Consider the following 25,390-nt stretch of genomic DNA (forward strand, 5'->3'; position numbering starts at 1 on the left):
CGCTCAGCCGCGGACGGGGCCGCCTTCCAGTGCCAGTGTTTCGCGCTCGCGGCGTTCTTCGGCCACCAGCCGCAGCATCAGCAGCGACAGGGTGACCACGTCCTGGTGGTTGTGTTCGGCCACCCGGCGCAGGTTCACCGCGCTGCCACCGCGCAGGTAGTTCAGCCACGCCGCCGGCGCTTCTGAGCCGGGCAGGTCGTCTTCGCGCACGATCTGCAGCAGCTGGCGCTCGATCGTGGCCAGCCGGCAGTTCTCCCAGGTACCGCGGTAGCGGCGGCGGGTGGGGAACAGCAGGTCCACATGGTCCAGCGGGGTGATCGGGCAGCGCTGGCGGGCCAGCCGGTAGCGGGTCTTCAACAGCGGCGCGTCGTAGCAGCGGCCGTTGTAGCTGGAAAACACCGTGGAGGGCTGCACCCAGCGCGCGAACTCGGCCAGCATCGCGGTTTCGGCCGCCATGGTGGTCATCAGCAGCTGGCGGATGCGCAGGCCGTCGCCGCGCGCGGCATCGCGGTGCCAATCGGCCGCGCCGATCATGAAGGCACGGGTGCCGGTGCCGCCGGCCAGGCCGGTGGTTTCGGTGTCGAAGAACATCAGGTCCTGCGGCTGCACCTGCTCCCCGTCGCGCTTGGCGAAGGCCAGCGACAGCGGCTGGGTCGGAATGGGCTGGGCCAGGAACGATTCGATCAGGAACAACCCGGGTGCGATTTCCTCGCCGGGCACATGGCGGTCCTGCGCATTCGCGCGCGGGCGCGCCGCGGCCGTACCGCGATCACGCAGGCCCAGCAGCCGGTGCAGGCCGCCGACGTCCGGCCTGCGCAGCGGTGCCGGGGCAGGCGTCGCCGCAGTCACGCCGGTTGGCTTGTGGCGGATCTCCTGCTCCACCCAGGCGAACACCGAATCCGGCGCAGGTCGGCGTGCCTGCGCATCGTTGGCCGCCACCGGCACAGCGGGCGCGGGCGCGGCAGCGGGTTCGGCCGCCGCCGGGCGCGGCGTGGCATCACCGGCCTGGCGCCGCAGCAGGCGCAGCTTGTCCAGGCTCAGGCTCAAAACGGCACCACATCAACGTCGTGCTGTGCGTGCGCATTGGCATCCGACAGCGCCTGTTCGTCGAACAACGCCAGCACCTTCAAGGCCAGCGCCTTGGGCGTGGTGGCATCGTCTTCCTGGCCGGCCAGCACCGGGCCCACGCAGGCCGGGCAACCGGCCTTGCAGTCGCAGCGCTGCACCAGTTCCTGCGCGCGCTGCAGCAGCTCGGCCTGGCGCAGCCACAGCGGCTCGCTCAGCCCCACGCCGCCGGGGAAGTTGTCATACAGGTACACCGTGGGCACGAACTGCTGCTGCAGCTCGATGGCGCTGGCATCGAACTCGGCGCCGCGCAGCTGGCCACGGCCGCTCTGGTCGGCCACCGCGAACCACGCACCATCGCCATTGCCCACCGCCTTCTGCAGGTCGCGCGCATCGGCCATCACCGCCACCGTGGCGACGATGTGCAGCGCGTAGGCGGCGCCGAGGAAGCCGTCCAGCGCCTCCTGTTTGGACTCGAACGCGGTCAGCAGCAGCCCCTGCGGCAGCTGCCACCACACCGCCGTGGTGTGCAGCTCCTGGTCGGGCAGGTTGACCGGCCCATAGCCGATGTTTTCGTGGGTGTAGTAGCGGATCTTCTTGTACCCGGCCACGCGCCGCACCACGTGCACTTCGCCGTGGTGCGAATCGCCCTGGCCGGCCATGCAGCCGTCGAAACGGTCCAACACCTTGAGCTTGGTGAAGTCGATGCTGTCGGTGTAGTAGTCCACGTGGGTGCGGGTGACGTAGGCCTTTCGGCCTTCCCAGTCCAGCCGCTCCACCTGGTACGGGGTGGACTGCACCATGTGGATGGCGCCTTCGTACAGGGTCAGCGCGGCGGCGGAGTAATCCACCTCGGCGATGATCTGCTGCTTGCCGTCGCTGCGGTCGACCACCACGAAGTTGCCGTCGGCCACCGAACGCAGGCTCACCGCATTGGCCGGGTAGCTGTCGGCGATCCATTCCCAGCGGTCGCCCTCACGGTGCACCACCTCGGTTTCGGCCAGCGCTTCCAGGAACACCAGCGGATCGATCGGCCCGAACGGGTCGCCGGCCAGGAACGGCAGCTCGAAGGCGGCGCAGCGGATGTGGTCGAACAGGATCAGCGGCTGGTCCGGAGCGGTACGCGCGTGTTCGGGCGAGGCCTCGGCGAAGAAGTCCGGGTGCCGCACCACGTACTGGTCCAGCGGCTGCGAGCTGGCCACCAGCACGCCCAGCGCGGGCTGCTGGCGGCGGCCCGCGCGGCCGAAGCGCTGCCAGGTGGCGGCCACGCTGCCGGGGTAGCCGTTGAGCACCACTACGTCCAGGCTGCCGATATCCACGCCCAGCTCCAGCGCCGAGGTGCTGACGATGCCGTCGATGTTGCCGGCGCGCATGGCGCGTTCGGTCTCGCGGCGCTCGGTGGGCAGGTAGCCGCCGCGATAGGCGCGGATGCGTGGGGGCTTGCGCGGATCGTGGTCGAAGATGTCCTTGAGGTACTTGGTGAGCACTTCGACCATCAACCGGCTCTGCGCGAAGATCAGCGTCTTCAGCCCGGATTTGATCGCGATGCGGGCAATGCGGTTGCTCTGCGAGCGCGCCGAGGCACGCAGGCCCAGGTCGGCGTTGACCACCGGGGGGTTCCACAGCAGCACGTGCTTGGGCCCGGTTGGCGCGCCGGATTCGGTGATGGCGGTGACCGGCGCCTCGATCAGCGCTTCGGCATGCGCCTGCGGGTTGCCGATGGTGGCCGAGCACAGGATGAACTGCGGGGACACGCCGTAGAAGGCGCAGATCCGCTTGAGCCGACGCAGCACGTTGGTGACATGGCTGCCGAACACGCCGCGGTAGGTGTGCACCTCATCGATCACCACATAGCGCAGGTTCTCGAAGAACTGCGCCCACTTGGTGTGATGCGGCAGGATGGCCTGGTGCAGCATGTCCGGGTTGGACACCACGATGTCGCCATGCAGGCGGATCGCCTGGCGCGCATCGCCGGGTGTGTCGCCGTCGAAGGTGAAGGCCTTCACCCCCAGGTCGCCGGCGCGGTTGAGCTCCAGCAGCTCGGCCACCTGGTCCTGGGCCAACGCCTTGGTCGGGAACAGGTACAACGCCTTGGCCTTGCCCTGCATGGCGGCGCTGACCACCGGCAGGGTGTAGCACAGCGACTTGCCGCTGGCGGTGGGGGTGACGATGGCCACGTGCTCGCCCCGCTGGGTGGCGTCCCACGCTTCGGCCTGGTGGCTGTACAGCTGCTCGATGCCCCGCGCCTTCAGCGCGGCGGTCAGCGCGGCCGGCACATCGGCCGGGATCGGCGCGTAGCGGCCTTCGCGGCCCGGGATCGTGAAGCTGCCGGTGATGCGGTCGGCATAGCGCTGCTGCAGCCGCGCGGTGAGCAGCGCACCGTTGCGCGAGGGCAGCCCGTCGGTGGTCGCGAGGCGGCGCTCGGCGTCCTCGGTGCGCTTGGCAAGTTCGTAGGCCATGGGAAACAACGGTCTGCAAAGGACGCCATGGAAGCACAAACGCGTCTCAGCGGTTGAGACATCGCCGGCCGGGCGGGTGAATGATTCAGCGCTTGCGTGGCTGTCGCGAACGGGCAACGAAATCTGAAGGTCGTCTCCGTATGCTGCGCGCTGGACGCTGCACACAGGACCAGACGTGGCATTACGCACAGGGATGGCAACAACGACAATGATCGCCGGGCTGCTGCTGGCGAACGGGGCACGGGCCCAGCAGGAGCCCGGCGAACCCGCCGACAGCGCGGACTCCCGCGTCACCACGCTGGGCGAAGTGCGTGCGCTCAAGCCCGAAGACGACGTGCCGGTGGACCTGTACCGCTTCAAATCCCCGGTGCAGCCCGAGCCGAACGCGTTCAACCGCGCCTGGCACGAACCCCCCTCGCTGGAGGAGGTGGGCATGCGCGGCGGCTATTTGATGATGGGCATCAACTACGGCATCGCAAAGACCGCGCAGGGCCTGCATACGCTGACCCGCGCCCCGGACCCCATCCAGTCGGCCATCGCGCGCCCGCCGCCGGGGCTGGATGCGGCCCAGCAGCGCCGCGCGCTGAAATTCTGTGAGGTGGAGGCGGAGTGCGGGGCGGCGTCGGCAGACTGAGCAGCTTCAGATTATTCTCGAACAATGGTTGTACAATTCCCAAATAATCATTAAATGGGAGGCCGGCATGCTGAAGACAGTACAACTCGCCACCGCGCGTGAACTTGCCGCTGCCGGCAGCGTTTTCGACACCCTGTTGGTGGGACAGGCTGGCGGATATGCCGTCATGTTCAAGCTCGGAACTGGAGAACGTGCGCTGGCTACCAAGGCGGGGGCCACGCGTCTGTTTGCCGGACTTGATGCCGCCGTACGAGTGCTTCGCAGAGAGCTGGGCATCAATCGGTACCAGGTAGACGCGAGCGGCTTTTCCGAGCGCGAGGAACCGCGTCGGCGACCAGATCGGACTGCAGCGCTGAAGCAAAGCCATGAGGACGCAGCCTATGCCGAGTTTCTGCGCGAAGGCGCGGCAAAGGCGCTGGCTGACAGCCGGGCGCCGCTTTCAAGCGCGGAGGCGAAGGCGCACATGAACGACATCAAAGCCAGGCATCTGGCCCAGCTGGATGAAATGATGAGGCGGAAGGACCGGAAAAGGTGAGCGTACTGTGGACGCCTGCGGCACTGGAGGATCGCCAGCGACTTCTTGATGCAGCATTTGTCCGCGCGATGGAGCACGAAGATCCTGTGATCTACCGCGCCGCATTGGAAGCGGACGCCAACATGGAGCAGGAAGCTGATGCCTTGGACGGCGTGGCAACCTGGCGACAAGGGCCTCTAGAGGGGACACGCCTCTACGTATGCAGAAGCACCCGCCATCTTCTCGTATACACGCGCGAAGGAAACGACGTGCGGATCATCTCGTTGGCGCCGGCTGCTTCCGACTGGAAGCGTTCAACCTGAGGCGGGCCGTCGACGCCGCTCGAGCCACCACAGCAGGGCGGCGACAGCGATGAAGGCGAGCAGCCAGGGCCAGCGGGGGCCGGGAACCTTGCCCGGCGTTCCGCTCGTGGCCCCGTTCGTTTCAGCCAGGCGGTCGGCGGTGGCCGTACGCAGCTGCTGGCGGTACAGCGGTTGCGCGCTGGCCGGGTCGAATACGTAGAACGCCTGCACGGTGTCGCCGTGTTGGAGCTGGTGCCAACCGGGCTGCTGCGGCCAGTAGGCGGCGCACTGCTGGCTGCCACTGGCCGGATCGACCTGCAGGGCGACCGCGTGGCCTTCGGCATCGCGGACACGCGTGCCGGGCGGTACCTCGCACACGGTCATGCGCTCGCCCGACCATGGAGTGGCCGACTGCAGGCGAACGGCAGGCGCGCCCGGCAGCGCACGTGCCACCTTGGCCAGCACGCCCGACCACAGCTCTGCATAGCGGTCGTCGCGGCCGGAGAGGACCAGCCGGTAGCTGTCGGTCACCGGGAGCAGGGCAATGCGGCCGCGACCGACGCTGCGCCAGCCGCCGACAGCATTGCCCTTCGCGTCGACCAGCAACGCATCCGCACCGGTCACCCCCGCATCAAACCGCTCCAGCGCGGGCGGCGCGGCGCCGTGCGATGCAGCGTCGGCTTCGTCTGTCCATGCGGTGCTGTCGGTGGACGGCCGTTGCGGGCCGCGCCGTGCCTGCAGCAGCGCCGCTTCCGGATCGGCCGGCAGCTGCAGCGGTGTTGCACGGGTGCCGCCGCTCACCGGCATGCCCCAGTTGCGCAATGCCTGGCGGGTGGCATCGTTGAGCGGACCGCTGCTGCGTACCACCACGCCCAGGCCATCGCGCAGTGCCTGCTGCACCAGCGTGCGTTGCGCCGCGCCCAGTGCCGCCAGGCTGCGTTCGTCCAGCACCAGCACGTCGGTGGCGGCCAGGCGGGCCGTGCTCAGGGAAACCGGCGCATCGCCCAGCATGACGCCGCCACCGGCGCTGGCCTGGGCCTGCACGGCCAGGCCGGTATCGGTGGCCCAGCGGCGCAGGTACTTCAGTTCCGGGCCGGGTGCGCCGGCAAGGATCAGCACGCGCGGTGGGGTTGCCGCCACGGTCTGCAGCGGCACCGGAAGGCTGTCCACGGCGTGCTGCTGGGCATCGAGCAGGCGCAGGGTGAATTCGCTGCGGCCGGCGGCACGTGCGCTGCCGTGCAGGCGCACGTTGCCCTGCGCGTCCAGCGGCGCGCGGTCGACCACCACGCCGGCCGGGTCGAGCAGTTCGGCGCGCGCGCCGTCGACACCGCCGGCACGTGCGGCTACCTCGAACAGCGCGCCGGGCGCGGTGACCGCCGGCGGCTGAAGATCCAGCCAGCCGCGGGGCGCGGCAGGAGATTGCAGCGTTGCACGCAGCGGCAGTTCGGTATCGCGATCACGCGCGGACAGTCCATCACCGACCAGCAGCACCGCGGTGCTGCCCGGATGCTGGCGCAGCGCGGTGGCCAGGTCGGGGGCGCGCATGGCGTCTGCACTGGGCGTTGCTTCCGGCAGCGCGATGACGGTTGCGCCGGCGGGTACGGTGCCTGCGGATGCGGCGTTGGCGGTCAGCACGGTCAGTTGGCCCGCTTCCACGCTGCGCTGTGGGGGTACGAGGGTGAAGTAGAGCAACAGGGCGGACAGGGCCTGCAACGCGAGCAATGCGGTGCGTCTGGGGGAAGGCAGCCACGCAGGGCGTGGCTCTACGCGGAGGATGCGTACGCTGCCTGCGAGGGTGATCAGGGCCAAGGCAATCGCGATCCATACGGCCATGCTCATCGCGTTCCCTCCAGGGCATCCAGGTAGCGCTGCGCCATCGGGTCCGGTGCGCTGCGGCGTTCCAGCTGCGGCAACGGGCGCAGCAACGCGCGCCACAGCTGTGCGCGCAATGTGGTGCGGCAGGGTGCGCAGTCCGGCGCCAGGCGCAGTTCCTCAACCGCCGCTGCGAGGCTCAGCGGATCGGACAGCCGCGATTGATGGCGCCCCAACCACTGGCTCAGCGCGTCGAGGTCCGGTGTGCTGCGGGTGTCGGCCAACTGTTGCCAGACCGCCACGATGGCGGGATCAGGTGCGTCCACGGGGGGGATGGTGGAGGCGCGGCTGCCGAGATCGGCGCGGTCGCCGGTCATGCGGCGGCTTTCGTCGATCGGCGGCAGCTCGGGCCCGACCCGGGCGAGATAGATGCGCTCGGCCTGCTGCACCTGCTTGATGAAACCCAGCGCCTTGTACGCGAACGGCAGTGCGCGCTCGGGGCGGCCCTGGCGCAGTTCGCCTTCCGACGACCACATCTGGTCCAGTGCCGCCTTCAGGATCGCGCGGGTCTGCGGATCCAGCAGGGTCGCCGCTTCGGCATGGTCGTGGGTGTGGCCGTATTCGGAGAGCACGTCGGTGGCGGCGCCGAATACCGGGGCGCCGTCGGCTCTAGCTGCGCCGTGATCATGATCGTCGTGGCCGCCCTGCGCACTGGCGGTGTCGTGCGCGTGATCGTCATCGTGCTCTGCAGCCGGTGCATCGCTGGTGGGCAGGCTGTCGCTGGTCGGCGGTGGCTTGGCACCGCCTTCGCTTTCCTCGCCCAGGAACTGCCCATAACGCAGGCGCAGGATGCGCTGGTCCACGCCGATCGCGTCGGAACGCTTCACGAACTCGTCGGCCGGCAGCTGGCGGCGCAGTTTGATCAGTGCTTCGGCGTCGATGATGATCTGGCGCTGGCTGCGGAAGTACGCCGGCAACGTCTTCTTGACCATGCCTTCAAGGTCCGTGCCCAGCACATGTTCTTCGCTGGGCAGGCGCAGGATCAGGCTGGTGCTTTGCGCCGTCTGTGCGGTGGGGGTGCGGTTGTCGCGCACCTGCAGCTGTGCGATCACATCATTGCCCGGCCCCGCGCCGAGTGTGGCCAGGTCCAGCGTGCGCGCGAAGCGGCGCTGGGTGGCCGGGCCTGTGCCGGCCAGCGCGATGCGCTGCTCGCGGAAGGTGATGTTCTCCCCGCTGCCCTGGGCCAGGGTCAGGTGCAGTTCGGCGTTGGCCGCCACGCCGAAGTCGTCGCTGGCCTCGAACTGCAGGGTCCATTGGCGCTGGCCGGGCGTGGCCAGGACCAGGGTGCGGTCCGGCGCGATCACGCGCACGCTGGGCGGTCGGTCGGGCACCACATCCAGGCGGTACAGCCGCGGCGTGGTCAGCGCCGGCTCGGTCACGATGCGGTACAGCGTGGGCTGGGCCGCCTTCCACTGCGCCACCCACGCCTCGCCATCGCGGCGCAGCGCGATGCGGGTGCCGTCGTGCAGCTGCAGTGCGGCCAGCGTGGGCTGTGCGCTGAAGCGCAGCGACCAGTCCAGCGCGCTGCCCTGCACGACCTTGGCATCAAGCGCGGTCTGGGTGCGCAGGGCCTGGCCGGTGTAGGCCGGTGCCTGGATCTGCAGCCGGGACGACTGCAGGCTGGGCGGCTGTGCAGCGCTGGCGGCAGGCGTGGCACGGCCGGGAAGGTTCGACAGCGGCGTGCCCGGCGCTGGCCAGCCTACGGCGAGCACGGCCGCCAGCATCCCGCCACACCACGCCACGGCCAGCCAGCGCTTCGGCCAGGCCGCGCGCAGGTCCGGCGGCGCGGCCTGCAGCGCGGCGGTGATGCGCGCGTGCTGGCGTTGCTGCAGGGGATTGAGTGCGGCGGTATCGGCGAACAACAGGTCGGCGCTGTCCTGCGCGATGGCATGCGTGTCCAGCTGGCGTATCAGCCAGTGCCGGTCCAGCCGTCGCGCGCGCCAGGTGGCGGTACCCGCGACGACCAGCAGGGTTGCCAGAAGCACGATGGAGCCGAGGTTGATCCCCGCCACCCGCGCCGCGATGGCGGTGAGGGCCAGCGCCAGCGGAACCAGCAGCAATGCGGTGATCCACCACCGCCGGCGACGCGCGCGCTGCCATGCCTGGTGAACGCGGTTCATGCGCCCGCCCCGCGTCGCGGTGCCGTGGCCATCCAGCGCTCCAGGGCGAACAGCAGCACGATCAGCACCAGCAGCCATGCCGCCAGATCACGCGGCTGTGCCAGCGGCGGGCTGGCACCGGTCAGCGGCGCCTGCACGGCCGCAGGTGCCAGTTGCGGCGGCGGCAACGGATGTAGCTGCTCCAGCAGGCGGCGCGGGAAGGACGGTTCACGCAGGATCTGCAGTGCATCGGCTGACAGCGCGGCCGTGAAGCGCAGCACCTGTCCGCGACCGAGGGCATGGCGCATGACTGCCGCCTTGCCGCCGGCGTCCTGCAGCACCGTCGTACCCGTACCGGTGGCGGCCTTGGTCGACACAGCCAACACGCTGCCGCCGGCCTGCACCCAGGCCTGCCAGGCGGCCGGCAGGGGCGCATCGGCCAGCCACACGCCGACCTGACCTTGTTCGGGCACGGCATCCGTGGCGAGCGCGGCCGACAGCGGCTGCCCGCTCCACGCGCGCTGCAGGGCATCGAGCACACGCAGCGCCGACGGCTCCTGATCCGTGCCACTGACGCGCAGCTGCGGCGCGTTGTCCGGCACCGTCGCGCCCACCGGCATGGCAACCGGACGCCAGTTCACCGCACGCGACAACCGTGGCCGCTCGCCGTCCAGCCCGCGCATCGGATCGGGGACGTACACCGTTAATGCCGTGCCCTTCGGCAGGGTTTGATCCAGCTCGCGCAGCAGACTGGAAAGCGCCAGCCGGCCTGCCGGTGCCGCGTCCTGCAGCGGCGGGAACCCCGGCGCCAGCCAGCGACCCTCGCTGCCTGCAGGCAGCGTCGGCGGGCTCAGTCCTGGCGCCACCACCACCCACGGCGGTGTCTGTACCGGTGCGCCATGCAGCAGCGGCCGGGCCAACAATACGGCGAGCGCGGCAAGCAGCAGCAGGCGCACCAGCAGCAGCGGCCACTCGTCGAAACGGATTCGCTGGCGCGGGCGGGCCTTCGCGCGCAGCCAGCGCAGCGCGGCGAACTCCAGCGGCGCGTAGTGATGGCGGCGCGCGAGATGGATCAGCAAGGGCACCAGCAGCGAGGCCAGCGCCAGCAGCCCCAGCGGAAACAGCAGCGACAGGCTCATCGCGCGCTCCCGGCCAGCCGCCGCAGCGGCGCATCCAGCGGCTGGTCGGTATGGGTCACCACGTGGGCAACGCCACCGCGCAGCAGCCGCGCCTGCAGCACGCGCTGTGCCTCGGCGAAGCGGCCCAGGTACGCGTCGCGGATAGCACGGCCATCACCCAGCAGTTCTTCACCGGTTTCCGGGTCGCGGAAGCGGTGGCCGTCCTGGAACGGAAAATCGCGCTCCTCGGCGGTCAGGATCTGCAGCTGCACCACGTCGCGGCGGGCGGCGGCCAGCCGTTCCAGCAACACGGTGCCGGCCTCGTCGAAGCCATCGCCCAGCGCCACCAGCATGTCGTTGGCCTGTACCCGCTCCCAGACCGGGCGCAGGGCGTCCGCGGCGGGCCACGCGCCACGGGCACGCAGGCGGTGCAGCAGCAGGTGGATGCGGTCCCGCTGGCGCGCGCCACTACCGGCCGGCACCAGCTGCACGCCGTCGCCATTGATGGCGACCAGCCCGAAGCGGTCGCCCTGCTGCAGCGCCAGTTCCACGATGCAGGCCGCAGTGGCACAGGCATGGTCCAGCCGAGACACCGCGGGGCGTGCACGGTCGGCCTGCCCGGCCGATGCGGTGGCATCGACCAGGATCCAGATCGTGACCGGGCTTTCGCGCTCGGACTCGCGCACGAAGAAGCGGTCCGAGCGCGCGTACAGCTTCCAGTCGATCTGGCGCAGTTCGTCGCCGGGCTCGTAGGCACGGTACTGCGCGAACTCCAACCCGGCGCCGCGGCTGCGGCTGGCATGCTGGCCGATGCCCTGTGCGCCGGCCGCACGCCGCGGCAACAGCCGCAGCGCCTTGAGGCGGCTGCGGACATCGGCGGGAATGGCGATCGGGGCGTGCGGGCTCACGGAAGGCTCAGCTCGGGAAGGGCACGGCCTGCAGCAACGCGGCGATCACATCGTCGGCGCCCTTCTGCTCGGCTTCGGCGGCGAACGAGAGCAGCAGGCGGTGGCGCATCACCGGTACGATCAACGCCTGCACGTCATCGCGGGTGGCCGCGAAACGGCCCTGCAGCAACGCGCGCGCCTTGGCCGCCAGCACCAGCGACTGCCCGGCACGCGGGCCGGCGCCCCACTTGATCCAATGATTGACCGCCTCGGGTGCGCCCGCGCCGGGTCGGCTGGCACGCACCAGGCGGGTGATCCAGCTCAGCACATCATCACTGACATGCACCTGGCGCACGGCGGCCTGCAGGGCCAGTACATCCTCGGCGTGCATCACCTTGGGAACGGCGCCACTGCTGCTGCCGGTGGTCTGCACCAGGATGTCGCGCTCTTCCTTCTCGGTGGGGTAATCCACCCGCACGTGCAGCAGGAACCGGTCCAGCTGGGCTTCCGGCAGCGGGTAGGTACCGGCCTGTTCGATCGGGTTCTGCGTGGCCAGCACGAAGAACGGTGCCGGCAGCGCATAGGTGGTGCCGGCGTAGCTGACAGTACGCTCCTGCATGGCTTCCAGCAGCGCCGCCTGGGTCTTGGGCGGGGTGCGGTTGAGTTCGTCGGCCAGCAGCAGGTGGGTGAAGATCGGCCCTTGCTGGAAGCGGAAATGGCGATGGCCGGTGCCGTGGTCTTCTTCCAGCAGTTCGGTGCCCAGGATGTCGCTGGGCATCAGGTCCGGGGTGAACTGCACGCGCCGGAACTGCAGCTCCAGCGCCTGCCCCAGCGAACGCACCAGCAGGGTCTTGCCCAGCCCCGGCGCGCCTTCCAGCAGCACATGGCCACCGGCAAGCAGGCCGATCAGCAGCTGTTCCACCACATCATGCTGGCCCACCACGGCCTTGCCCAGCGCATCGCGCAGGGGCTGCAGTTTGGCCAGGAGAGAATCGATAGGGCTGTCAGTTTGCATGGTCATGCTCTCAATTATTCAACGCGTACATCACGATGTTCACCGCAAACCGGGTGTTGTCTTCGGCCAGGAACCGTTTGTTGCGCCAGTCGTAATCCCACTCGCAGCCGTAATCCTTGTTGCTGTAAAGCACGCCCAGCCGGCCATCGACCTCGATGCCCTTGAGGTAATCGTGCACAAGGTCATCGCCCCAGCCATTGAGCTCGAAGCCGGTGGCCGGCGGCCCGTCCGGGAACTTGAAGAAACTGCGATACAGCGCATGCGTGTTGGGCAGCTTCTTCAGTGCGGCCGGCCCGAACAGCTTGGCCATCTGTGCTTCGAACGACTTGGCGAACAGCCCATCGATATCGTGGTTGCAGTCATCCACGAACACGAACCCGCCGTTGCGCACATAGCGCACGAAGTTCTGCCGCTCGGCGGCATTGAACTCCACCAGCTTGTGCCCGGCCAGGTAGCAGAACGGGGCTTCCAGCATGCGCGGGTCGGACAGCGCGACCACATGTTCGGTCGGGTCCACCCGCAGCGTGGTGTAGTCGATCAGCGAGGTGATCACGTTGGACGGCATGCGCGCGTCCACGTCCCAGTCGCCGGAATCGTACTTGAGGCGGGTGAACCAGAAGTCGTAGCGCCCGGCCTGCGCGCGGGCGAACGAGGGCAGGGCCGCCAGGGCGGCCCCGCCAAGCATCAACCGCAGGAACTGCGCGCGGTTCATTGCCGCACGCGCGCCATCAGACCGCGTCGGACAGCGAGGTGAAGGTGAAATCGCGCAGCTTCATCGGCGGGATCATCATCACGAAGCTGGACTCGTCACCGGCCACGCGCACCGGCTTGCCCAGCTCTTCGATGTTGTTGAGCATGATCACCGGCGATTCGTTGAAGCGGAAGTTCTTCACCGGGTACTTGATCTGGCCGTTCTCGATGTAGAAGGTGCCGTCACGGGTCAGGCCGGTGAGCAGCACGGTCTGCGGATCAACCATGCGGATGTACCAGGTACGGGTGACCAGGATGCCCTTCTGGGTGCCACGGACCAGCTCGGCGGTGCTCTTGTCGCCGCCGCTCATCAGCAGGTTGCCCGGGGTGGCGTTGGCGGTCTTGCCCTGCTTCTGCGCCCAGAAGCGCGAGTAATCCAGGTTGGCGACCTTGCCGTTCTCGATGATGGCCAGCTTGCTGCGCGGCAGGCCCTGCTGGTCCCACGGCAGCACCGGAGCCTCGGGGTGCCACGGGTCGGCGTACATGTTCACGCGCGGGTCGTAGACCTGCTCGCCCAGCTTGTTGCCACCGCCCTTCCTGGACAGGAAGCTGCGGCCTTCATCGGCCGAGCGCGCATCGAAGAAGTTCATCATGAAGCTGATCAGGCCGGCAGCGGCGGCCGGTTCCAGGATCACGGTGTACTTGCCCGGCTCCAGCGCCTTGGCTTCGGACGATTCGGTGGCCTTGCGCATGGCGATGCGCACGTCCTGGTCGGCCTTGAAATCAGCGGCGTCCTTCAGGTTGCGGCCCACCCAGCCCGAACCGCGGCCGTCTTCGGTGCGCACGGTGCAGGTGTAGTCGAAGTTGGTGCTGCGCTGGTAACCGAAGTTCCCGTTGCTGTTGGCGGTGGCGTAGAAGCCCTGGCCGTCTTCCAGGAAGCCGGCGGCGATCAGGCCGTTGCCGCGGCAGGGCGCGATCGAATCGGCGGCGACCTTGGCGCGGAACGCCGGGTCGATGGCGGCGGTGGATTCGCTGAAGGTCGGGCTGGCGGTGTAGGCCTGCTTGCCGATGGCCGGCAGGAACTCCGGGTTCTCCGGGGCCAGGCGGGCCAGGTCTTCGGCGCGGCGGACCACGCGTTCCAGCGCGGCGTCGTCGAACTCGTTGATCGAGGCGGTGCCCACGCGCTTGCCGAAGGCAACGGTGACGGCCAGTTCGGTGTTGTCGACGATGCCGCTGGTGGAAACGTTGTTGAGCGCGAAACGGATGTTGCCGTTGATCGAGCCGGCCAGCACCGCGGTGGTCTCATCGGCCTTGGACAGCGCGATGACCTTGTCGAGGATGGCCTTGGCCTGGGCTTCGGTGAAGATACTCATGGAATAAGGGCTCCTGACCGGTCAGCCGAGGCTGCGCGCGGTGTTGATGACGTTGATGCCGTTGAAGCGCGCGGTGGACGAACCGTGCGAGACCGCCGAGACCTGGCCCGGCTGGCCCTTGCCGTCGAAGAACGAACCGCCCAGGCGGTAGTCGCGTTCGTCGGCCACGGCGCTGCAGGCGTTCCAGAACTCCGGCGTGCGGATCTGGTAGGCCACGTCTTCGAGCATGCGGGTGATCTGGCCGTTCTTGATTTCATAGAACAGCTGGCCGCCGAACTGCGCGTTGTAGCGCTGCTGGTCGATGGAGAACGAACCGTCGCCGATGATGTAGATGCCGTTCTCGACGTCCTTGACCAGGTCGCTCACGCTCAGCGGGGTCTTGCCCGGCGCCATCGACACGTTGGCCATGCGCTGGAACTGCACGCTGGACCAGGAATCGGCATAGCAGCAGCCGTCCGATTCGGTCTTGCCCAGGATGTGGGCCTGGTCGCGGATGGTCTGGTAATCCACCAGCTTGCCGTTGCTGATCAGGTCCCAGCGCTTGGTCTTGACGCCTTCATCGTCGTAGGCCACCGCACCGAGGCTGCCCGGCTGGGTCTTGTCGGCGAAGATGTTGACCAGGTCGCTGCCGTACTGGAAGTGCTGTTCGCGCTTGTCCAGGGTGGCGAAGCTGGTGCCGGCGTAGTTGGCCTCGTAGCCCAGCACGCGGTCCAGTTCCAGCGGATGGCCGACCGATTCGTGGATGGTCAGCCAGGTGTGCGAGGGGTCCAGCACCAGGTCGTACTTGCCCGGCTTGACCGACGGCGCCTTCAGCTTTTCCTGCGCCTGCTTGGCCGCCGCGATGGCGTCTTCCTTCATGTCGTAGGACGCGCCGTAGTTGACCACGCCGTTCGGCGTGAGCACCTTGCCGCTCGCGGCACCATCCAGGTACTCGTAGCCCATGCCCATCGGCGCGGACAGGCCTTCGCGGGTGCGGAACTTGCCGCTGGCCTTGTCGATGGCGGTGACCGTCATCGGCGCCCAGATGCGGTGCACGTCCTGGTCGATGTAGGAGCCATCGGTGGAGGCGAAGTACTTCTGCTCGTTGACCAGGAACAGCATCGAATTGACGAAGCTGGCGCCGGCGCCCATCGCGGCGGCGTTGACGTCCAGCAGCAGCTCGACCTTTTCCTTGATCGGCACGTCCATCGCGTTCTTGCGGATCGGCGTCTTCCAGCTCACCTCGCCCACGCCGGGCGTGGCGGCCAGCTGCACCTTGGCGGTCTGCACCCCGGCGTTGGCCTTGGCGATGGCCACCGCCTGCTGCGCGGCACGCGCCACGTCGGTCGGGTTGAGCTGGTTGGTGGCGGCGAAGCCCCACGCACCGTTGACGATCACGCGGATGCCCACACCGGTGGATTCGGTGTTCACCACGTTCTGCACCTTGTCTTCGCGGGTGATCACGAACTGGCGCAGGTAGCGGCCGATACGCACGTCGGAATAGGTGGCGCCGGCCTGGCGGGCGGCGGCCAGCGCGGCATCGGCCAGGCGCTTCTTCAGCGCCGGGTCCAGGGTGCTGTGCAGCTGCTCGGCGGCGATCACCTTGCCGAAGAACGCCGGCACGATCAGGCCGCCAGCAGTAAGCCCGGTCAGGGCGAGGAAGTCACGTCTTTGCAAGGCAGCTCTCCACGTCGGTGTGGGGGTGGCAGGAACAAGGCGGGATCACGGGTACAGCGGTGCTTCGATTCTTGCGGGCGCGGCGGTCCAACGGTAGTGACGTTTGGCACGGTGGCCGGGCGGCTCAGCCCAGGCTGCGTGCGGTGTTGATGATGTTGATGCCGTCGAAGCGCGTGGTCGCCGAGCCGTGCGACACCGCCGAAACCTGGCCGGGCTGGCCCTTGCCATCGAAGAACGACCCGCCGAAGCGGAAATCGCGCTCGTCGCAGATCGCGCTGCAGGCGTTCCAGAACTCCGGCGTGCGGATCTGGTACGCCGCGTCTTCGACCATGCCGGCGATCTGCCCGTTCTTGATCTGGTAATGCAGCTGCCCGCCGAACTGCGCGTTGAAGCGCTGCTGGTCGATGGAATACGAGCCGCGGCCGTGGATATAGATGCCGTTCTCCACGTCCTTGATCATGTCGGCCACGCTCAGCGGCGTCTTGCCCGGGGCCAGCGACACGTTGGCCATGCGCTGGAACTGCACGCTGGACCAGGAATCGGCGTAGCTGCAGCCGTGCGATTCGGTTTCGCCCAGCAGGTGCACTTCATCGCGGGTGGCCTGGTAGTTGACCAGGATGCCGTCCTTGACCAGGTCCCAGCGCTTGGTCTTGACCCCTTCGTCGTCGTAGCCCACCGCGCCCAGGCTGCCCGGGGCGGTCTTGTCGGCGAAGAAGTTGACCCGCTCGCTGCCCCAGCGGTAGCCGGCGTCGCGCTTGTCCAGCGTGGCGAAGCTGGTACCGGCGTAGTTGGCCTCGTAGCCGAGCACGCGGTCCAGCTCCAGCGGGTGGCCGACGTTCTCGTGGATGGTCAGGAACAGGTTGGAGGGGTCCAGCACCAGGTCGTACTTGCCCGGCTTGACCGAGGGTGCCTTGAGCTTCTCGCGGGCGTGGCGGGCGGCGGCGATGGCATCTTCGACCGGGTCGTAGGAGTCACGATAGGCGGTGATGCCGCCCGGCAGCTGGATCTTGCCGCTGGCCTGGCCATCGAGGAACTCGTAGCCCATGCCCATCGGCGAGGAAAGCCCGGCGCGGGTGCGGAACTTGCCGGTGCTTTTGTCGATGGCGGTGGCGGTGAACGGCAGCCAGATCCGGTGCACGTCCTGGTCGATGAAGGAGCCATCGCTGGAGGCGAAGTACTTCCGCTCATTGACCAGGAACAGAGTGGAGTTGATGAAGTCGGCGCCGGCGTTGATCGCGGCCGCATTCAGGCTGAGCAGCAGGTCGACCTTCTCCTGGATCGGCACCGCCATGGCGTTCTTGCGGATCGGCGTCTTCCAGCTCACATCGCCCACCCCGGTCACCGGGGCCAGCTGGACCGACCGGGTCTGGATGGTGGCGTTGGCGCGGGCAATGGCAGCGGCCTGCTCCACCGCAGCCAGGATTGCGGCCGGGGTCTGCTGGTGGGTGGCGGCAAAGCCCCACGCGCCGTTGACGATGACCCGGATGCCGATCCCGGAGGATTCGCTGTTGGTGACATTCTGCACCCGCGCTTCGCGGGTGATCACTGCCTGGTTGAGGTAGCGGCCGATGCGCACGTCGCAGTAGCTGGCCCCGGCCCGTTTGGCCGCGGCGAGGGCGGCTTCGGCCAGCGCCTTGTTGCGGACCACGTTGCCGGGCTCAAGCAGCTGCTCGGCGGCAATCAGGCGGGAGTGCGGCAACATCAGGCCGGCGAGGCCCATTCCAGACAGCGTCAGAAACTCACGGCGTTGCACAGCTTGCGATTCCCCGGGGTCGGTCAAGCCTTCGACTTTCGGTGGCCGCCGCCAGTGGCACAAGTGACTCCGGTCATGGTTGGATGTGCGCTGTCATCACTTTTTTGCATGGTTATGAGCAAACAACGCTGGTCCGAGGCCTGTGAGCGCAACCGCGACCCGATCCTGGCCGTGCTGCGCCACCATCTGCAGGACCGCCACCGTGTGCTGGAGATCGGCAGTGGCACCGGCCAGCATGCCGAATACTTCGCCGCCCAGCTGCCGCACCTGCAGTGGCAGGCCAGCGATCATCCGGACTACCTGCCGGGCATCGCCGAGCGCCTGGCCGAAGCAGGCCTGCCCAACGCACCGGCGCCATGGCCGCTGCAGGCGGTGCTTGCGCCGGTACCGGGCCTGGCCCCGATGCCGGAGGCGCCGCTGGGGTTCGATGCCGTGTTCAGCGCCAACACCCTGCACATCATGAGCTGGCCGCACGTGCAGGCATTCTTCGCCGGGCTGCCGGCGGTGATGGCCGACGCTGCGCTGCTGTGCGTGTATGGGCCATTCAATTACAACGGCAACTACAGCAGCGACAGCAACCGGCAGTTCGACGGGTGGCTGAAGGCGCGGGATCCGGAATCGGGGATCCGGGATGCAGAGGCGGTGGATGCGCTGGCCGCGGCCCAAGGCTTGATGTTGGTTGACGATGTGGCGATGCCGGCCAACAACCGCTTACGCATCTGGCGGCGGTAACAGGTAGGGCGGCCCGTCGCGGACACGCGTGGCGTGTCCCTACGCCGGTTACCGCGCGAACCCACCCAGCGCAGGCTCCAGGGCCTGCTGCGGGGCGGCGTGCTGCAACTGGAACGCCTGCTGCTGCTCGATCTCACTGGCGGCAGCCTCCCGCTTCTGGTCCGACACCGCTACCGGCGTCTGTTTGGCCAGTTCGATATCAAACGGCACCCGCTGCTGGTCATGCGGTCCGCTGCCATGCTGGACAAGGAAGGCGTAGCCCTTCGATCCAAACACAACCTCATCGACGCGGGAGATCTCGCTCCCCTGCAGCGGTCCGCTGATGCTGCCGGGATACAGCGCCTGGCGCGTTTCCCGGTTGTCCATCGCGCAGGCCAGCGCCGAGTGGCAGAACTGTTCCCGTTCCAGCCCGTTCGTGAAGCTGACCTGCCCCTTGTCCTCGGCTGCCTGCACGCCTTCCCGGATGCGGGCCAGCGTCGGGTTGTCCACGTGCGCGGGGACGTCCAGCGTCGTCCGCTGATCGCGCTGCGCGGCCAGCTCTACCAGGGCCTGCAGCTGCGCTTGCTCTACCGGATCGGGCTGGATGGAGCGGTGTTCGAACTGCGCCGCCAGCGCCTGGTCAATCGGCTCGGAGTCGTTGCACGGGTCGACGATCTTGCAGTTGGCCAGTGCCTCACGCAGATTGCGCTGGCCATCGCCGTCGACCTTCAACCCGTACAGCGCAGTCGCGCCGCCGGCCTGGTACAGCGTCATCGTATCCAGGTCCATCGGCACGGCGCGCTTCTCGAACAGCGGCTCGTCGCGCAAGGTGTTGAGATAGTCGATGGCGGCGTTGCCGGTCAGGATCTCCAGGCCTGCATCGCGGTTCCCGCCGCCCACGTTGGAGTGGCCACCGGGCGCGGCTACGTTGATGGCACGTCCATCCGGCGTCATCCCGGGATCGTTGATGGCCTGGTGCGGAAACAGCTCGCGCTGCTCATGGGCCGCCATGATGGCCACGCGCGAGATCACGCTCGGTGGCAGGCGGGCGTCGAAGTTGGCGGGCATGTTGGTCGCCACCGGATCCAGCAGCAGGGTGGCCTGTGCGGTCTGGCCTGGCGGCACCAGCGGTGGTAATGGGCTGATGACGCTGATGTTGCCGTTCTTGTCATGGCCAAACCCAAGGGATGTTTCAGGAACGATGCCGTACTCATCAATCAACCGGAGCAGGCCGGCCGTCTGCACCGCGCCGCGACTGTAGCCGATGCCAACGACACGGATTTCTGCTTCGGGGTTGGCATCCTTCCAGGTACTCACCTGCTCGGCGAGCTCTCGGTAAGAGCGTGTTATTCCATCTTCCCAAGAGCGCGCAAGCATGCCGTCAACGGCACGGCTCACGGCGTTGTGTTGGGTGCCGATGCCCGCAGCATAGTGCGTACCGATCCGACTCTGTGGATCCTTAGAGAGCTCAAATGCCTGGCCATACAACTCGCCTACAGTCGTGCTCGGGCCGAGCTTGGGGTTCCTGGCGTCTTGACCTGTTCCATCCAGAAATGCGAAGAACACATACTCGTTCGCAGCGTCGCCGCGCTGAAGCATCGGCACCGACATTTGTTGTAGCTGGTGGCGCACATCGAGCTCCATCCGCAGGTCATCTGCGCTAACGGGTCGACCGCCCGCGTTGGAACCAATCTTGCCCATGGCAATGCTCCCTTTGCTCAATAGGTATAAGTTTTCACCAGCACAAGATCGCGGCGCGAAGTGCTGTAGCGATTTCCAGGATCCTGAAGATGCTTCGTTGGAATCGAGGCCTTCATGTACACGCGAATGGTGCGGTCATTGACCTCCAGCAGGATGGAAGGAACACTTTCGTTCTTTCCATTGGGGAGATCAGCGGCTTCTTCACGCGGGACGAAGTGGTGAACCAGTTCGTCTTTGAAGATGGCCCCGATATCAACCTCGGCTTCGTGCAATGTTCCGTCCTTCGACCTCCAGGTAACCTTTGCTGGCGAAACGAAGTTGGGGACAGCTCCGTAGCTCCCGTTCCATCCCTTGAGGTAATCGTCACCGTACGACGCAGAAGACTTGGTCGGCTTGTCGCGGCCAAAGGCGAAGCCGTCATAAACAACCTGGCATTCGAGCGTGTCGTAGCAGCGCGGCTCGAAGCTATGCTTCTCAAACCGCAGCGGCCAATCCACCGGCTTGTAGTTCATCTTCGCCGCGATGGCAGGATCACCTTCGGGCACCAACTCACCGCTGGTCAGTACCGGCGTCTCAGGATAGGTATAGCGGACGGAAGACACCGGCACGTTCTCCTGCATCTGTGTGGCCGTGGGCGTGGCCGCCCCGGGCGTGGCGCAGGCGGCCAGCGCCAGGCTGGCGACGGCGGCAACCTGCATCGGTAACTTCGGCATCGCACTTTCCTCATCATCGCGCCCAGTGGGCATCGGTGTTTCCGGCAACCGCGGAAGCGGCCTGCGCTTGGGCAGGATCGGTAAACCACCCGGTGGCAGTGCCCCGAGTGCTTCAATTGTCCGTGTGTTGATGATCGCCACGTCACGCAGCAGCTGGGCGTCGTGGAAGGGGTCCTGAACCTTCAGTACCCGGGGCCCGCGCAGTTTCCTGTCGTCGTCCATCGCCCGCCTCCGATCGTCCCTGTCGTCGCCCGATCATAGACCAGCAGGGAGCCGGTGACCCCGAAGGCTGTCGCAATCAGCCTTCGGGGCGTTGCGTTATGCCACCTGCACGATATGCAGCGCCTTCGGGTTGCGCCACTGCGCCAGCAGCACCGCTTCACGGGCCTTGGCCTTGTGCAGGTGCGCTTCCTTTACATGCCCGTAGCCGCGGATGTGCTCGGGAATGCTGGCAATTTCCACTGCCAGTGCCACCCGGTCATCGCTCAACCCGTCCAGCAGCAACGCCACGGTCTGTTCGTAATCGGCAATCAGCTGGCGCTCGCCACGGCGTTCCCCGGTGCGGCCGAAGATGTCGAACGTGCCACCGCGCAGGAATTTCAGCTTGGCCAGCAGGCCGAAGGCCTTGAGCATCCACGGCCCGTATTCCTGCTTGATCAGGCGGCCCTGTTCGTCCTTCTTCGCGAACAGCGGCGGGGCCAGGTGGAAGCGCACCTGGAAATCGCCCTCGAACTGCTGCTGCAGGCGGCGCTGGAATTCGCCGCTGGTGTACAGGCGCGCCACTTCGTATTCGTCCTTGTAGGCCATGAGCTTGAAGTAGTAACGGGCCACGGTCTCGGTCAACGCGGTGCTACCGGCCTTGTCCCATTCCGCCGTGCGCACGCGGTCGACCAGCGCGCGGTAGCGCGCGGCATAGGCCGCGTCCTGGTACTCGGTGAGGAAGCGCACGCGGCGTTCCACCAGCTCGTCCAGCGAACGCGACAGGCGCTCGTCATCCAGCGGCAGGAATGCCACGTCGCTGCCACCGCCGTGCCCGGGCAGGCCGCGCAGTTCGCGCTCGTCGCCGGTTTCGCGCGGTGCTGCGGTGGCGCCCCATTCATTGCCTTCCCATTCGCCCGGCGGCAGGTCGTGCAGCGGGCCCGGGGTGCGTTCGGCATCGGTATGGCCGTTGCGGACCAGACCGGCGGCCTGTTGCACCGCCTGCGGATCCACGGCGGCCAGCCGGCCCCACGCGAACGCCTGCTGGTTCATCGCCACCGCCGCGCCATTGAGTTCGACCGCGCGCATCAGCGCCTCGAACGAGATCGGCACCAGCCCCTGCTGCCAGGCGTAGCCCAGGATGAACAGGTTGGAGGCAATCGCATCGCCGAGCAGCGCGGTGGCCAGCTGGGTGGCATCGAGCAGCAGCGGCTCGCGGCCGCCCAGCGCCACGCGGATGCCGGCAATGATGTCGGCCGCCGGGAACTGCATGTCCGGGCGGGTGGTGAAGGTGCCCGGCATGGCTTCATAGGTGTTGAGCACCACCTGCGAGCGCTCGGCGCGCACCTTCGACAGTGCCCAGTAATCGTTGACCACCACCATGTCGCAGCCCACCACCAGGTCGGCTTCGCCCGCGGCGATGCGTACTGCATGGATGTCTTCGGGGCGCTTGGCGATGCGGATATGGGTGGTGACCGCGCCGCCCTTCTGGGCCAGACCGGTCTGGTCGAGCACGCTGGCACCCTTGCCTTCCAGGTGCCCGGCCATGCCCAGCAGCGCGCCGATGGTCACCACGCCGGTGCCACCGACGCCGGTGATCAGGATGTTCCATGGTTGCTCGAGCGTGCTGCGGAAGGTCGGCGCGGGCAGGTTGTCGAGCAGGCTGCTGCGCTCGCTGCGCGAGCCCTTGCGCAGCGTGCCGCCGTGCACGGTGACGAAGCTGGGGCAGAAACCGGTGGTGCAGGAATAGTCCTTGTTGCAGTTGGACTGGTCGATATCGCGCTTGCGCCCGAACTCGGTTTCCTTCGGCAGCACCGACACGCAGAAGCTCTTCTGGCCGCAGTCGCCGCAGCCTTCGCAGACCAGCGAATTGACCACCACGCGCTTGGGCGGGTCGACCAGCTTGCCGCGCTTGCGGCGGCGGCGCTTTTCCGTGGCGCAGGTCTGTTCGTAGATCAGGATGCTGGTGCCCTTCACTTCGCGCAGCTGCTTCTGCACCGCATCCAGTTCGGCGCGGTCGTGGAACTCTACGCCCTCGGGGAACAGCTCGCGCTTGTTCCACTTGCCGATCTCATCGCTCACCAGCATGATCGTCTGCACGCCTTCGGCGCGCATCTGGTGGGCGATCTGCGGCACGGTCAGGGTGCCGTCCACCGGCTGGCCGCCGGTCATCGCCACCGCATCGTTGTAGAGGATCTTGTAGGTGATGTTGACCCCGGCGGCGATGGCCTGGCGGATCGCCAGCGAGCCGCTGTGGAAATAGGTGCCATCGCCCAGGTTCTGGAACACGTGTTCGGTGTCGGTGAACGCGGCTTGGCCGGCCCAGGTCACGCCTTCGCCGCCCATGTGGGTGAAGGTGTCGGTGCTGCGGTCCATCCAGGTGACCATGTAATGGCAACCGATGCCGCCCAGCGCGCGCGAGCCTTCCGGCACGCGGGTGGAGGTGTTGTGCGGGCAGCCGGAGCAGTAATGCGGCACGCGCGGGAAGCTGGCGCGCGGCAGCGCCAGTTCGGCTTCCTTGGCATCCATCCAGCGCAGGCGCTGTTCGATGGAGTCATTGGTGAAGAAGCGCTGGATGCGGCGGCCGATCACGCCGGCAATGGTGGCCGGGGTCAGTTCATTGGTGGACGGCAGGATCCACGCGCCCTGCTCGTCGTACTTGCCCACGATTGACGGGCGCGGGCCGGCGCTGGCCGGCCAGTTGTAGAACTGTTCCTTCATCTGGCGCTCGATGAAGGCCCGCTTCTCCTCCACCACCACGATGTCTTCCAGCCCCTGGGCGAAGCGCGCGATGCCTTCCGGCTCCAGCGGCCAGGTCATGCCGACCTTGTACACGCGGATGCCGATGTCGGCGCAGGCGCGCTCGTCCAGGCCCAGGTACTCCAGCGCCTGCAGCACGTCCAGGTAGCTCTTGCCGGTGGTGACGATGCCCAGCCGCGCACGCGGCGAATCCATCACCACCCGGTCGATGCCATTGGCCCGCGCGAACGCCTGGGCAGCCTTGACCGCATAGCGGTGCAGGCGCATTTCCTGGTCCAGCGGCGGGTCCGGCCAGCGGATGTTGAGCCCGCCGGCGGGCATCTCGAAGTCTTCCGGCAGCACGATCCGGCGCGCGAACGGGTCCACCTGCACCGACGCGGACGATTCCACCGTTTCAGCGATGGTCTTGAAGCCGATCCAGCGCCCGGTGTACCGGCTCATGGCCCAGCCAAGCAGACCCATGTCCAGGATGTCCTGCACGCCGGCCGGGTTGAGCACCGGCATCATCGCGCTGACGAATTCATCTTCGCTGCCGTGCGGCAGGGTGGAGCTGCGGCAGGCGTGGTCGTCGGCGGCCAGCGCCAGCACGCCGCCGTGCACGGAGGTGCCGGCGGCGTTGGCATGCTTGAACACATCGCCGCAGCGGTCCACGCCCGGGCCCTTGCCGTACCACATGCCGTACACGCCCTGGACCTTGGCCCCGGGGAACAGGTTGGTCTGCTGGGTGCCCCAGACCATGGTCGCGCCCAGGTCCTCGTTGAGGCCGGGGGTGAACTTCACCTTCGCCGCCTCCAGGTGCTGGCGGGCGCGCCACAGTTCCAGGTCGAAGCCGCCCAGCGGGCTGCCACGGTAGCCGCTGATGAAGCCTGCGGTGTCCAGCCCGGCGGCCTGGTCGCGCAGCCGCTGCATCAGCGGCAGGCGTACCAGCGCCTGCACCCCGCTCAGGTAAATGCGGCCATCGGTACGGGTGTACTTGTGGTCCAGCGTGTAGCTGTCGTCCAGCGGCCCGGCAGGCAGGTTGGCGGACGAAGGCGAGGTGAGTTCGGCGGTACTGGTCATGGCTGGCCCGTGCTGACGGCTGGCACGGCCACCGCGAGGGCGGCCGGAAAGGGCGGAATTGTATCAGCCGGGCATTTTCTGGCCTCCGGGACTCGCACCGCAGGCGAGCTGCGGTTAGGATCGGGGAGGGAGGTTGTTGTGACAACCTGGGGGAGTTTGTATGGCAGTGGCAAGAAAGATGCTGACCGGCATGGTGCTGGCGGCGGGGATGACAGTGTTCGGGGCGGCAGCGCAATCGTTGCCGGCATTGCAGGAGTTCTACTTCGACGACGACGTGGCTGCGGTCACGCCCGTGGTCGTGCCGGCCGACAGCAACGATGTCGTCGACCAGCTGATGAAACAACGCGAACGTGGCCGCAAGGCGCTGGAAGCCACCGTGCAGCTGGCCAGCGTGGCCTATGCACAGGGCCGCCCGGAGCTGGGTCGCGAGCTGTATGCCGATGCGGAAAAGAATGCACCGGGCACCTCGGTGCCGGGCCGCATGGTGCGCTGGAACCATGGCTGGGACCTGTTCCGCCAAGGTGATGCCGAGGCGGCCCTCGTGCAGTGGCACAGCGCCCAGCAGGGCCTGCGCGGCAACGCATCGTGGGTGCCGCAGACTTACGCGCTGGCGTTGTGGACGCTGGGTCGCAAGGACGAAGCGGTGCAGTGGTATGCCGCCGCCGTGCGCACCGAACCGCAGCGCTGGACCACCAGCGACGGCTACGCGCAGGCACTGCCGGGCTGGCGCGACAGCGAACGCGCCACCCTGGCCCAGGTGCAGCAGGCCTGGGCGGCGCAGCCGCCGGCCTGGCCGTAACACCGGCAGTCC

19 protein-coding genes are annotated in these 25,390 nt (G+C 67.8%); 5 read left to right on the forward strand and 14 right to left on the reverse strand.

Going from position 1 to position 25,390, the window contains the following annotated elements; all coding sequences use genetic code 11:
• Positions 1-3 precede the first annotated feature (3 nt).
• Together NMB40_RS18745 and NMB40_RS18750 are read right to left on the reverse strand one after the other, a co-directional pair.
• A complete protein-coding gene (locus NMB40_RS18745; RefSeq protein WP_494359418.1) occupies positions 4-1,047 on the reverse strand; it encodes a ribonuclease H-like domain-containing protein in 1,044 nt (347 codons plus the stop codon).
• The gene (locus tag NMB40_RS18750; RefSeq protein ID WP_494359419.1) at positions 1,044-3,524 is read right to left on the reverse strand and encodes a DEAD/DEAH box helicase; all 2,481 of its coding nucleotides are present in this window, start codon (positions 3,522-3,524) and stop codon (positions 1,044-1,046) included. Before NMB40_RS18750 ends, NMB40_RS18745 begins: the two co-directional genes overlap by 4 nt.
• A gap of 193 nt (positions 3,525-3,717) precedes the next feature.
• Here NMB40_RS18750 and NMB40_RS18755 point away from each other — a divergent pair, with 193 nt between their 5' ends.
• From NMB40_RS18755 to NMB40_RS18765, 3 genes are all read left to right on the forward strand, one after another.
• The gene (locus tag NMB40_RS18755) at positions 3,718-4,158 is read left to right on the forward strand and encodes a hypothetical protein (protein ID WP_494359420.1); all 441 of its coding nucleotides are present in this window, start codon (positions 3,718-3,720) and stop codon (positions 4,156-4,158) included.
• 67 nt (positions 4,159-4,225) lie between these two features.
• Complete coding sequence (locus NMB40_RS18760) at positions 4,226-4,693, forward strand: ParC-related protein (protein WP_494359421.1); 468 nt, start codon at positions 4,226-4,228, stop codon at positions 4,691-4,693.
• Positions 4,690-4,995, forward strand: a complete 306-nt coding sequence (locus tag NMB40_RS18765; RefSeq protein ID WP_494359422.1) for a plasmid stabilization protein — start codon at positions 4,690-4,692, stop codon at positions 4,993-4,995. The genes NMB40_RS18760 and NMB40_RS18765 overlap by 4 nt, the downstream gene beginning before the upstream one ends.
• Here NMB40_RS18765 and NMB40_RS18770 read toward each other — a convergent pair.
• The 9 genes from NMB40_RS18770 to NMB40_RS18810 form a co-directional block, all read right to left on the reverse strand.
• Entirely contained in the window at positions 4,987-6,813 is a 1,827-nt protein-coding gene (locus tag NMB40_RS18770) for a hypothetical protein (protein WP_494359423.1), read from the reverse strand. The genes NMB40_RS18765 and NMB40_RS18770 overlap by 9 nt on opposite strands.
• On the reverse strand, positions 6,810-8,966 hold the full coding sequence (locus NMB40_RS18775; protein ID WP_494359424.1) for a hypothetical protein: 2,157 nt from the start codon (positions 8,964-8,966) through the stop codon (positions 6,810-6,812). The genes NMB40_RS18770 and NMB40_RS18775 overlap by 4 nt, the downstream gene beginning before the upstream one ends.
• Entirely contained in the window at positions 8,963-10,084 is a 1,122-nt protein-coding gene (locus NMB40_RS18780) for a BatA domain-containing protein (RefSeq protein WP_494359425.1), read from the reverse strand. The genes NMB40_RS18775 and NMB40_RS18780 overlap by 4 nt, the downstream gene beginning before the upstream one ends.
• Positions 10,081-10,971 carry a DUF58 domain-containing protein gene (locus NMB40_RS18785; protein WP_494359426.1) on the reverse strand — a complete coding sequence of 297 codons (891 nt, stop codon included), beginning with the start codon at positions 10,969-10,971 and terminating at the stop codon, positions 10,081-10,083. Before NMB40_RS18785 ends, NMB40_RS18780 begins: the two co-directional genes overlap by 4 nt.
• Before the next feature lie 7 nt (positions 10,972-10,978).
• The gene (locus NMB40_RS18790; protein WP_494359427.1) at positions 10,979-11,971 is read right to left on the reverse strand and encodes an AAA family ATPase; all 993 of its coding nucleotides are present in this window, start codon (positions 11,969-11,971) and stop codon (positions 10,979-10,981) included.
• Between the two features lie 4 nt (positions 11,972-11,975).
• Positions 11,976-12,677 carry a DUF4159 domain-containing protein gene (locus tag NMB40_RS18795; protein ID WP_494359428.1) on the reverse strand — a complete coding sequence of 234 codons (702 nt, stop codon included), beginning with the start codon at positions 12,675-12,677 and terminating at the stop codon, positions 11,976-11,978.
• Positions 12,678-12,693: 16 nt separating this feature from the next.
• A complete protein-coding gene (locus NMB40_RS18800) occupies positions 12,694-14,028 on the reverse strand; it encodes a TldD/PmbA family protein (RefSeq protein ID WP_494359429.1) in 1,335 nt (444 codons plus the stop codon).
• 21 nt (positions 14,029-14,049) lie between these two features.
• Positions 14,050-15,684, reverse strand: a complete 1,635-nt coding sequence (locus NMB40_RS18805; protein ID WP_494359430.1) for a TldD/PmbA family protein — start codon at positions 15,682-15,684, stop codon at positions 14,050-14,052.
• A 124-nt stretch (positions 15,685-15,808) separates the two neighbouring features.
• Complete coding sequence (locus NMB40_RS18810) at positions 15,809-17,437, reverse strand: TldD/PmbA family protein (protein WP_494359431.1); 1,629 nt, start codon at positions 17,435-17,437, stop codon at positions 15,809-15,811.
• A gap of 114 nt (positions 17,438-17,551) precedes the next feature.
• On the opposite strand from NMB40_RS18810, the gene NMB40_RS18815 reads away from it, so the two are divergent.
• Positions 17,552-18,169, forward strand: coding sequence for a DUF938 domain-containing protein (locus tag NMB40_RS18815; protein ID WP_494359432.1), 618 nt, complete (start codon positions 17,552-17,554; stop codon positions 18,167-18,169).
• Between the two features lie 48 nt (positions 18,170-18,217).
• Here the strand turns inward: NMB40_RS18815 and NMB40_RS18820 are convergent, their stop codons facing one another.
• The 3 genes from NMB40_RS18820 to NMB40_RS18830 form a co-directional block, all read right to left on the reverse strand.
• Complete coding sequence (locus NMB40_RS18820) at positions 18,218-19,849, reverse strand: phospholipase effector Tle1 domain-containing protein (protein WP_494359433.1); 1,632 nt, start codon at positions 19,847-19,849, stop codon at positions 18,218-18,220.
• Between the two features lie 17 nt (positions 19,850-19,866).
• Positions 19,867-20,784, reverse strand: coding sequence for a hypothetical protein (locus NMB40_RS18825; RefSeq protein ID WP_494359434.1), 918 nt, complete (start codon positions 20,782-20,784; stop codon positions 19,867-19,869).
• Positions 20,785-20,880: 96 nt separating this feature from the next.
• Positions 20,881-24,579 carry an indolepyruvate ferredoxin oxidoreductase family protein gene (locus NMB40_RS18830; protein WP_494359435.1) on the reverse strand — a complete coding sequence of 1,233 codons (3,699 nt, stop codon included), beginning with the start codon at positions 24,577-24,579 and terminating at the stop codon, positions 20,881-20,883.
• Between the two features lie 160 nt (positions 24,580-24,739).
• On the opposite strand from NMB40_RS18830, the gene NMB40_RS18835 reads away from it, so the two are divergent.
• Positions 24,740-25,378, forward strand: a complete 639-nt coding sequence (locus tag NMB40_RS18835) for a tetratricopeptide repeat protein (RefSeq protein ID WP_193069425.1) — start codon at positions 24,740-24,742, stop codon at positions 25,376-25,378.
• The last annotated feature ends 12 nt before the right edge of the window (positions 25,379-25,390 follow it).

The sequence above is a fragment of the Stenotrophomonas sp. FBCC-B152 genome, from assembly GCF_059134105.1.